The organism is uncultured Methylobacterium sp. (genome assembly GCF_964244095.1).
Lineage (GTDB): Bacteria > Pseudomonadota > Alphaproteobacteria > Rhizobiales > Beijerinckiaceae > Methylobacterium.
This window is the reverse complement of record NZ_CAXTHR010000176.1, coordinates 1-8,049: the sequence shown is the minus strand read 5'-3', so window position 1 is coordinate 8,049 and position 8,049 is coordinate 1. Positions and strand designations below refer to the sequence as shown.

General features: G+C 72.2%; 9 protein-coding genes. 5 read left to right on the top strand and 4 right to left on the bottom strand.

Going from position 1 to position 8,049, the window contains the following annotated elements; translation table 11 throughout:
• Window positions 1-89: 89 nt before the first annotated feature.
• Both pdhA and ACFE86_RS19895 read right to left on the bottom strand, forming a co-directional pair.
• Entirely contained in the window at window positions 90-1,178 is a 1,089-nt protein-coding gene (gene pdhA / locus ACFE86_RS19900; RefSeq protein WP_375457059.1) for a pyruvate dehydrogenase (acetyl-transferring) E1 component subunit alpha, read from the bottom strand.
• A gap of 201 nt (window positions 1,179-1,379) precedes the next feature.
• A complete protein-coding gene (locus ACFE86_RS19895; RefSeq protein ID WP_375457058.1) occupies window positions 1,380-1,691 on the bottom strand; it encodes a septum formation initiator family protein in 312 nt (103 codons plus the stop codon).
• A gap of 208 nt (window positions 1,692-1,899) precedes the next feature.
• Here ACFE86_RS19895 and dinB point away from each other — a divergent pair, with 208 nt between their 5' ends.
• The 4 genes from dinB to ACFE86_RS19875 all read left to right on the top strand — a co-directional run bounded on the left by dinB (window position 1,900) and on the right by ACFE86_RS19875 (window position 5,297).
• A complete protein-coding gene (gene dinB / locus ACFE86_RS19890; RefSeq protein WP_375457057.1) occupies window positions 1,900-2,976 on the top strand; it encodes a DNA polymerase IV in 1,077 nt (358 codons plus the stop codon).
• A gap of 86 nt (window positions 2,977-3,062) precedes the next feature.
• Window positions 3,063-3,941: an SDR family oxidoreductase gene (locus tag ACFE86_RS19885; RefSeq protein WP_375457056.1), complete on the top strand. Its 879-nt coding sequence runs from the start codon at window positions 3,063-3,065 to the stop codon at window positions 3,939-3,941.
• A 97-nt stretch (window positions 3,942-4,038) separates the two neighbouring features.
• Window positions 4,039-4,332 (top strand): hypothetical protein, encoded by a 294-nt coding sequence (locus ACFE86_RS19880; protein WP_375457055.1) that lies wholly within the window; start codon window positions 4,039-4,041, stop codon window positions 4,330-4,332.
• Window positions 4,333-4,442: 110 nt separating this feature from the next.
• Window positions 4,443-5,297, top strand: a complete 855-nt coding sequence (locus ACFE86_RS19875) for a hypothetical protein (RefSeq protein ID WP_375457054.1) — start codon at window positions 4,443-4,445, stop codon at window positions 5,295-5,297.
• 57 nt (window positions 5,298-5,354) lie between these two features.
• Here ACFE86_RS19875 and ACFE86_RS19870 read toward each other — a convergent pair whose 3' ends face one another.
• Together ACFE86_RS19870 and ACFE86_RS19865 are read right to left on the bottom strand one after the other, a co-directional pair.
• Window positions 5,355-6,518: an iron-containing alcohol dehydrogenase gene (locus ACFE86_RS19870; protein ID WP_375457053.1), complete on the bottom strand. Its 1,164-nt coding sequence runs from the start codon at window positions 6,516-6,518 to the stop codon at window positions 5,355-5,357.
• A 124-nt stretch (window positions 6,519-6,642) separates the two neighbouring features.
• A complete protein-coding gene (locus ACFE86_RS19865) occupies window positions 6,643-7,554 on the bottom strand; it encodes a LysR family transcriptional regulator (RefSeq protein WP_375457052.1) in 912 nt (303 codons plus the stop codon).
• 182 nt (window positions 7,555-7,736) lie between these two features.
• Here ACFE86_RS19865 and ACFE86_RS19860 point away from each other — a divergent pair.
• On the top strand, window positions 7,737-8,049 hold a 313-nt coding region (locus ACFE86_RS19860; RefSeq protein WP_375457051.1), incomplete at its 3' end, for an aldehyde dehydrogenase family protein.

Below are 8,049 nucleotides of genomic sequence, written 5' to 3'. Positions count from 1 at the left end.
GCGGGCATCAGGATGTCGGTCGCCATGATGGTCTCTGTCGGTGAGGCGGGCGGGGCGGCCTGAATCGGGTCCCGGGGAAGCGGGCGCCGTCAGGCGCGCGCCTCCAGCAGGATATCCGTCCACAGCTCGGCGGGGTCCGGCTCGGGATCGTGGGTCGCGAACTCGGCGGCGTCGTTGACGGTCTCGCGGACCTTGGCGTCGGTGGCCTTCAGGTCGGCTTCCGGGACGCCGTGCAGCTCGATCAGGCGCTTGCGCACCATCTCGATCGGGTCGTGCTCGTCGCGCATCTTCGAGACCTCGTCCTTGGTGCGGTACTTGGCCGGGTCGGACATCGAGTGGCCGCGGTAGCGGTAGGTCTGCATCTCCAGGATGTAGGGCCCCTCCCCGGTGCGGGCATGCGCGATGGCGCGGCCCGCGGCTTCCCGCACGGTGCGGACATCCATGCCGTCGACCTGCTCGCCGGGGATGCCGAAGGAGATGCCGCGGCGGGAGAAGTCGGTCTGCGCCGAGGCGCGGGCGACCGAGGTGCCCATGGCGTAGCGGTTGTTCTCGATCACGTAGACCACGGGCAGCTTCCACAGCTGCGCCATGTTGAAGCTCTCGTAGACCTGGCCCTGGTTGGCCGCGCCGTCGCCCATGTAGGTCAGGCTGACCTTGCCGTTCTTCTTGTAGGCGTCGGCGAAGCCGAGACCGGTGCCGAGGGAGACCTGCGCCCCGACGATCCCGTGCCCGCCGAAGAACTGTTTTTCGCGACTGAACATGTGCATGGAGCCGCCCTTGCCGCGGCTGTAGCCGCCGCGGCGGCCGGTGAGCTCGGCCATGACGCCCTTCGGGTCCATGCCGCAGGCCAGCATGTGGCCGTGGTCGCGGTAGCCGGTGATGACCTGGTCGCCGTCGACGGACGCCATCTGCATCCCGATGACCACCGCCTCCTGGCCGATGTAGAGGTGGCAGAAGCCGCCGATCAGGCCCATGCCGTAGAGCTGGCCCGCCTTCTCCTCGAAGCGGCGGATCAGCAGCATCCGGTGGTAGGCGTGCAGATCCTCGTCGCGGGTGAACTGCGGCGCGTTCGGCGCGGGCTCGTGCGCGGCCTCGGCCGCCGGTCCGGCGGCCCCGCCGGACGCCCCGACCGCGTCCTGGCCGGCATCGGGCAGCCTCGCATCCTTGGCGGCTTCCATCGGAATGCTCCCGTGATCGCGTCTCTTCGCTCACGGTTTAGGGCACGGCGCCGGGGAATGCGAGGGCCGCCGCTCTGACAGGCGGCAGGCGTTGTCAGGGCGCGGAACCGCACCCGATCGCGTCGGCGCGGGTCCGGCTCGGGGCCTTCGTTCCGAGGCGCGGCCTCGCGACGAAGCGGCGTGCGCTTCGTCGCGAAGCGCTCACGGGTCGATGACCACCACGTCGTTGGCGTGCACCCGGCCGAGCACGACCCGGGCACGCTCTTCGAGGAGGTCGCGGTCGATCTGCTCGCTGCGCAGCAGCGCGACCCTGTGCTCCCACACCGCGCGCTCGGCCTTGGCCGACGACAGTTCCCGCGTCAGCCCGTAGGCCTGGATCTTGAGCGCGCGCTTGGCCTCCAGGCCGCGGTTGCCGTTCTCGGCCTGAGCCACGAAGTAGCCGACGACGAGGCCCGACAGGGTCCACAGACCCAGGGGCAGCACGACCATTCTGACGCGGCGGCGGACGACCATCTCTCGAGCATCGGGCGGGACGGTTAACAAAGCCTTGCCGGACGGCCGCACGGCCCGGATCGACCGCCGGCGCCCCTCCCCGCTCGCCGGTGGACGGCCGCCGCCGCACGGCTTGAATCGCGGGCCGCGCCGGTGGAACATCGGAACAAAGATCGAACATCGATCCGGCCGCCGCGCGCTGCGGCCGGATCGCCAGCAGGACGAAGTCGTGACCGCCCCGGTCCGGAAAGTCATCCACATCGACATGGACGCGTTCTACGCCTCCGTCGAGCAGCGCGACGACCCGTCCCTGCGCGGGCGGCCCGTGGCGGTCGGCGGCTCGCGCGAGCGCGGCGTGGTCGCGGCGGCGAGCTACGAGGCGCGGGTCTTCGGCGTGCGCTCGGCGATGCCCTCGGTCACCGCGCGGCGGCTCTGCCCGGACCTCGTCTTCGTGCGCCCGCGCTTCGACGCCTACCGCGCGATCTCCGAGGAGATCCGCGCGGTGTTTGCCGCGCACACGCCGGTGATCGAGCCGCTGTCGCTGGACGAGGCCTATCTCGACGTCAGCGAGAACCTGCAGGGCCTGCCCAGCGCCACCGCGGTCGCCCGCGCGATCCGCGCCGAGATCTTGGCCCGCACCGGCCTCGTGGCCTCGGCTGGGGTCTCCTACAACAAGTTCCTGGCCAAGGTGGCGTCCGACTACCGCAAGCCCGACGCGCTGTTCGTGATCACGCCGGCGATGGGGCCGGCCTTCGTCGAGGACCTGGCCATCGGCCGCTTCCACGGCATCGGCCCGGTGACGGAGGGCAAGATGCGCCGCCTCGGCATCCGCACCGGCCGCGACCTCAAGGCCCGCAGCCTCGAGGAACTCGCCGCGGTGTTCGGCAGTTCGGCGGCGTACTATCACGGCGTGGCGCGCGGCATCGACGAGCGCCCGGTCCGCGCGCACCGCATCCGCAAGTCGATCGGCGCCGAGAACACCTTTTCCGACGACAGCGCCGACTTCGAGACCCTGTCCGAGCGGCTGGCGCCGATCCTCGACAAGGTCGCGACCGCATGCCGGGCCAAGGGGCTCGGCGGCCGCACCGTGACCCTCAAGGTGAAGTTCTCGGATTTCGCGCAGGTGACCCGGGCGCGCTCGCTGCCCGCCCCCGTCTCCGACCGCGACACCCTCGCGCAGGTCAGCCTCGCGCTGCTGCGGGAGCTCTATCCGCTGCGGCGCAGCGTGCGGCTGCTCGGCGTCTCGGTGTCGGCGCTCGATCACGGCCAGGCCGAAGCCCCGCGCCAGCTCGGCCTCGCGCTCTGAGACGGCGCGGGAGGTCGTGTCGCAGTCATCGGGGTCGCGCGGGCGCCCTACCTTCGGATCGGAACGACGCGAAGGGCAGGCCATCCATGAACGACGATCCGCGCGCGGCCGGAGCACGGCCCCCGTTTCCCGGCGACCAGCAGCAGGCGCGGCCGGGGCTGACGTCGAAGATGCGTCCGGCCCCCGACCACGGCGAGACGAGCTACGTCGGCAAGGGCCTGCTCACGGACCGCGTCGCGCTGATCACCGGCGGCGATTCCGGCATCGGCCGGGCGGTCGCCATCGCCTATGCCCGCGAGGGCGCGGACGTGGCGATCGCCTACCTGCCCGTCGAGCAGCCGGACGCCGAGGAGACCGCGCGCTGGATCGAGGCCGCCGGCCGCCGCGCCCTGCTGCTGCCGGGCGATCTCCGGGACGAGGCCTATTGCCGCGACCTCGTGGCCCGGACGGTGGCCGAGCTCGGCGGCCTCGACGTGCTGGTCAACAACGCCGCCGCGCAGACCGTCAACGACGGCCTCGACGACGTGACAGCGGCCGACCTCGAAGGCGCGTTCCGCGCCAACGTCTTCGCACTGTACTACCTTTGCCGAGCGGCGGTGCCGCACATGAAGCCGGGCTCGGCGATCGTCAACTCCACGAGCCAGCAGGCCAAGATCGCCGACAAGACGATGCTGATCTACGCCGCGACCAAGGGCGCGATCGCGAGCCTGACGATCGGGCTGTCGAACCTCCTCGCCCCGCAGGGCATCCGCGTGAACTGCGTCGCGCCCGGCCCGGTCTGGACGCCGATCCAGCCGATCGTGAAGAGCCCGGAGCAGATCGAGGCGCTCGGCGCCGACACGCCCCTCGGCCGGGCCGGGCAGCCGGCGGAACTGGCGCCGGCCTACGTGCTGCTCGCCTCGCGCGAGGGCAGCTACATGACCGGCGCGCTGGTGCCGGTCACCGGCGGCACGCCGATGTACTGAGCGGCCTGCGACCGCGGCGGCCGGAACACGCCGGCGCCCTCGCGATTGACCGCGGACACCGAGGGGCCGCTCGCGGCCCGCCACCGGAGCCGACCGCATGCCGAAGATCATCGCCGCCACGTTCGAGACCCGTCGCGACGCCGAGATGGCGGTGGAGCACCTCGTCCAGGAACACGGCGTCGACCGCGCGGCGGTGACGATCGCGCCGGTCTCGGCCGACAACAGCGCCGGCACCGAGACGGCGGGCGCCGATGTCGAGGACGGCCACGCCAAGGCCGACACCGAGGGCGGGCCGGCGCTCGCGGGCAAGCTCCGGGTCTCGGCGACCGTCGATCCGGCGCTCGCCGACAAGGTGGAGACCTCGTTTGCGACCTATGGCGGCACACCGTGAGGCGCGGCGCTGGCGTTCCGGTTCGAGATCGGGGAAGGTCGCGCGTCCTCCACCGTCCCGCGAAGCGGTAGACGCGGCAGGACGGGACGTTTCACGGTTCGGAAGGCACGATGTCGCCCGTCACCGCGCTCGACGCCTTCCCGCGCCGGCCCGTCGCGGTCAGGGCCGGCCGTCGCGCCATCCTCACCGCCGCAGGCTCCGGGCTCGGCGCGACGGCCGTCCTCGCGGCCGCACTCTGGTTCGCTGCTCTCTACGGGCCGGGTCTCCTGCGAGATCCCCAGGTCTGGCGCCACGGACGGCCTGCTCCCGTCACGGCGATGGCGGGCTCCTGCACCGTCAAGCTGAGTTTGCTTCCCTTCTCCTGGTGCACGCTGGACGTATCGTACCGGGGCGTCGACGGGCGCGTGGCCACGCAGTCCGTCACGGCACTCACCTTCGTCGATTTCGATCGGAGCGCGCCCCCGGTCCTCAAGGTCGATCCAGGCGACGAGGAGGCGGTCGCGCTGTCCTGGTTCGTCGATGCGCTCCCCGTGCGTTGGGTCGCGCTCGTCGTCGCGTCGGGCGGCCTCGCGTTCCTCGCGGCCGTGATCGGAGGGGGCGCCTGGGCCTTGCTGAGCGAGTTCCGGCTCTATCGAACCCTGGCCCGGGACCCGAAGCCGGTCGAGGCCAGGGTCGTCGGGATGCGCCTCGTGAGCAGTCCGGGCTGGGCCCGCGAGGTCAGGTTCAGCTACCGAGCCGCCGACGGGAGCGAGCGCACGGCCAAGCAGCGCCTGAGGGTGCTCAAGGGGAAGCGCGGCGTCGCGCCCGAGCACTGGACCTACGAGGAGCCGGTCCTGCTTTCGCAGGGAGGCGACGTCCTGCTGGCCCTGGCGGGGACGCGCGGAGCGCGGCTGGTCAAGACCTCGTTCGAGCCGCTCGTGCTCACCGATGCGGAGAAGCAGCGGCTCCGGCCGGTCGCGAAGTAGGCCGAGCCGGGAAGCGCCTGGCCATCCACGTCGAGGCAGGACCGGCGCGGCCAAGGGTCAGGCGGCCCAGACCTGCCGGTAGAGCGCCGCGATCGCCTCCGCGCTCGGCTGGACCGGGTTGTTGGCCGGCGAGCCGGAGGCCAGGGCCTGGGCCGCCATGGTCGGGACGAGCGCGGTCCAGCTTTCCCCGTCGATCCCGTACTCGGCCGGCGTCGGCACCTCCAGGTCGTCGTTGAGCCGCTGCAATTCGGCGATCAGGCTCTCCACCGCGCCGCGGTCGTCCGCGTTCTCCCGCGCCACGCCCATGGCGCGGGCGCAGGCCGCGTAGCGGCTCGGCGCGCCCGGCGCCGAGAAGGCGGTCACCGCCGGCAGCAGCATCGCGTTCGAGAGCCCGTGCGGCACGTGGAAATGCGCGCCGATCGGCCGGCTCATGCCGTGGACCAGCGCCACCGAACTGTTCGAGAACGCGATGCCGGCTTGGCAGGCCCCGAACATCATCGCCTCCCGCGCCCCGCGGTCGCCGGGATCGGTCCAGACCCGGCGCAGGTTCGGCGCGATCGCCCGCATCGCCTGGAGCGCGAACCCGTCCGAGAACGGGTTGGCACGCCGCGAGACGTAGGCCTCGATCGCGTGCGTCAGCGCGTCGATGCCGGTGTCGGCGGTGAGCCGGGCGGGCTTCGTCAGGGTGAGCTCGTAGTCGACGAGCGCCGCCACCGGCAGGTAGGCGAGGCCGGCGCACAGCATCTTCTCGTCGGTGTCCTCGTCGGTGACGATGGCAAAGCGCGTCGCCTCCGAGCCGGTGCCGGCGGTGGTCGGGATCGCGATGATCGGCAGCCCGGCCGCGTCCTGGCAGCGGGGCGCCTTGTAGGCGCGCATCGGACCGCCGTGGCGCGCCAGCACCGCGACGGCCTTGGCCGTATCGATCGGGCTGCCGCCGCCGAAGCCGACGACGCAATCGTGGTCGCCGGCCTTCAGGGCGGCGAGCGCCGCCTCGACCGAGGCGACCGTCGGGTCCGGCACGGTGTCGGAGAACAAAGCCGCGCGGATGCCGGCCGCCGCCAGGCGCTCGACCAGCAGCGCCGCGGGACCGCTGCCGGCGAGGTAGGGATCGGTGACGACGAACGGCCGCGACAGCCCGAGCTGCCCCAGCACCTCCGGCAGCAGCCCGCACGCGCCGGCTCCGATCCGCATCAGCCGCGGCAGGGCGATGGCGCTGATCATGGTCGCGTTCCCGTCTCTCTGGACCGGCGCCGATGCGCGGTGCCGAAGAGGCTAACGGCTGCGGGGCCGGGCACAAGCCCGAACGGCCGGCGGTGCCGATGCGCGGCACGGCATCCCATGCACCCTACCCGGACGCGTTCGAGAAGAGCTCCCGCGCGGCGTCCACCGCGTCCACGATGAACGCCGCCACTTCCCGGATATGCGCCGCCTTCCGGTGGTCCTCGTGGATGTGCATGTGGAACGCCCGCGTCAGCGAGAGCGCATCCGGCAGCACCGGCACGAGGCCGGGATGGGCGCTGGCGATGAAGGCCGGCACGATGCACAGGCCCGCGCCGGCCAGCGTCGCGTGGACCTGGGCCAGCAGGTTCGTGCTGCGCAGGCGCGCGGAGGCATCCGGCCCGATCACGCTGAGGTAGTTGAGCTCGCGCGCAAACAGCATGTCCTCGATGTAGCTCACGAACGGGTGCCGCCCGAGATCGGCCACGTTGCGGATCGGCTCCGCCGCGTCGAGGTACGATCGCGCGCCGTAGACGAACAGCCGGTAGTCGGTGAGCCGTCGCGTCACCACCCGCGCCTGCTGCGGCGCCGACAGGCTGACGACGATGTCGGCCTCGCGCTTCGACAGGCTGAAGATCCGCGCGGTCGCCAGGATCTCGACCTCCAGGCCCGGATGGGCCTGCGTCAGCCGGTGCATCCGCGGCGCGAGGAACACGCTGCCGAAGCCGTCCGGCGCGCCGATCCGCACCGTGCCGGACAGGCTGCGCCCCTCGGCGCCCGCCGCGGCGCCCGAGACGAAGGCGCTCTCCATCGCCTCGGCGCTCGCGAGCAGCGCCGCGCCCGCCTCGGTGAGCGCGTAGCCGAGGTTGCTCCGGTGGAACAGGCGGCTGTCCAGCCCCTCCTCCAGCGCCAGGATGCGCCTTGCCACCGTGGTGTGCTCGGTCCCCGTCCGCGCGGCGGCCGCCGTCAGCGTGCCGGTGCGGGCGACCGCGAGGAAGAAGCGCAGGTCGTCCCAGTTGCGGGTTTTTTTGGGGGTCATGCGCTGTCCGAACCCTCTCCCCGCGGGGGGAAGAGGGGATGGTGCCGGCTGCTGTGCATCGATGCACACCGGATGCGAGCGGGTCCAGCTTTATCGCTCAGCGAACCCTGTTAGGGTGCTGTCAAAATCGGTCTTCGCCCGCGCAGGTTGGATTGTCGGGGAAGCGAACAGGGGAGGCGCAGATGCGCACGATCGGCCATTTCATCGGCGGCAAGGCCGTCGAAGGCACCAGCGGGCGGTTCGCCGACGTGTTCCACCCCTCGACCGGCGAGGTCCAGGCCCGCGTCGCACTGGCGAGCAAGGCCGAGCTTCGCGCGGCCGTCGAGAACGCCCGCGACGCCCAACCCGCCTGGGGCGCCACGAACCCGCAGAAGCGCGCCCGCGTGATGATGCGCTTCCTCGAACTCATCCGCGCCGAGATGGAGCCGCTGGCCGAGCTGCTGGCCTCCGAGCACGGCAAGACCGTGCCCGACGCCAAGGGCGACATCCAGCGCG